General features: G+C 52.5%; 1 protein-coding gene. It reads left to right on the top strand.

The annotated features are described in order from the left end of the window. Nucleotides 1–225: 225 nt before the first annotated feature. Nucleotides 226–1,416: IS4 family transposase (locus NB063_RS31770; RefSeq protein WP_250933828.1), on the top strand; the 1,191-nt coding region annotated here is incomplete at its 3' end.

The following is a 1,416-nucleotide window of genomic DNA, read 5'->3' on the forward strand; positions in this document are numbered from 1 at the left end:
CCTTGTCATTACCCACAACTTTCTATCCCAGGGCGTAGAACCTTAAACTTCGAAGTCGTTGAAACTGCAGCAGTTAAGTCTTTGCTTGCATAGGCTTGACGATTGACGAATTGACGCGACACCTAATTATTGGGCGACGAGCAAGGAGATGCTCGGTATTTTTCGCTGTGTGAACCAGGGAGTGTCCATGTCGAGCGACATCCCTGTGTTTGGTGAAGAGTCACAATGAAAGTGGTTAGCAACGAAGAATGGGTCGAGCAGCAGTTTGGAACCTGTGACCTTGGCGATGTACGACGCACCAAGCGGTTGCGGAAAGTGGCGAAGCAGATGTTGGACTCACCCGAGAAATCGTTGCCGGAGCAAAATACTGGTTGGGCTGACCTTAAAGCTGCTTATCGCTTGTTCGATAGCCCCAACGTTATCTTCGAAGCGGTTGCTCAGCCGCACTGGACCCAAACTCGCCAGACCAAGCCGGGGCGGTATTTACTAATTAGCGATACGACCGACATCGACCACTTCTCTCACAAGGGAACCACTGGGCTAGGGATGCTGGGCAGCGGCGTCGGACGTGGAATGCAACTGCATAATTGCTTGATGTACGACTGTAATCAGAAGCAGATCCGCGGTGCTGCCGGCGCGTTACTTCAGTACCGTAGATTTAACGATAAGAAGGAAACTCGCATGCAACGTCTCGCTCGGCGACGTGAGAGCGATATCTGGGGAGAATTGGTCGATCAAGTGGGGCCAGCGCCGGAAGGTTCAACGTGGATTCACGTTTTCGATCGCGGTGGGGATAACTTTGAGGCGATGTGCCACATTCGCCTGACAGGGTGCGAATGGGTGATCCGAGCCTCTAAGCTGAACCGCAAAGTTACAACACAAGATAAACACAAGATTTCCTTGAAGGATGCCATCAAAGACGCGAAGCTATTGGGCAGCTATGAATTGAACCTGCGCAGTCGACCAGGTGTTGCGGCCCGAACCGCAAAGATTGAAGTGTCCGCGATGTCCGTGAGCTTTGAACGCCCGGTGCATAGCAGCAAGCGGGTGAAGGAGTGCGGTATTAAGCAATTGGAGTCGAGTGTTGTTGTCGTGCAAGAGGTGGACGCTCCCCCAGGCGTCACGCCTATTTGTTGGGTGCTGTTGGCGAGTAGCCCCGTAAAAACCTTCGCAGATGCGTGGCAGGTGATTGAAGACTACGAAAACCGTTGGCTGGTGGAGGAATATCATAAAGTCCTCAAAACCGGCTGTAGTATCGAAGTCCACGCGCTGCGGAAAGCTGAACGCTTGGAGCCCTTAATCGCATTGATTAGCGTGATCGGCATACGCCTTTTTCAGCTGAAGTTGATCGGTCGAAATCAACCGGACGCGAAAGCAGCAACGCATGTCCCCACAAGCTGGCTGCGGTGTCTTAAG

It is taken from the genome of Aporhodopirellula aestuarii (assembly GCF_023701485.1).
Classification (GTDB): Bacteria; Planctomycetota; Planctomycetia; order Pirellulales; family Pirellulaceae; genus Rhodopirellula; species Rhodopirellula aestuarii.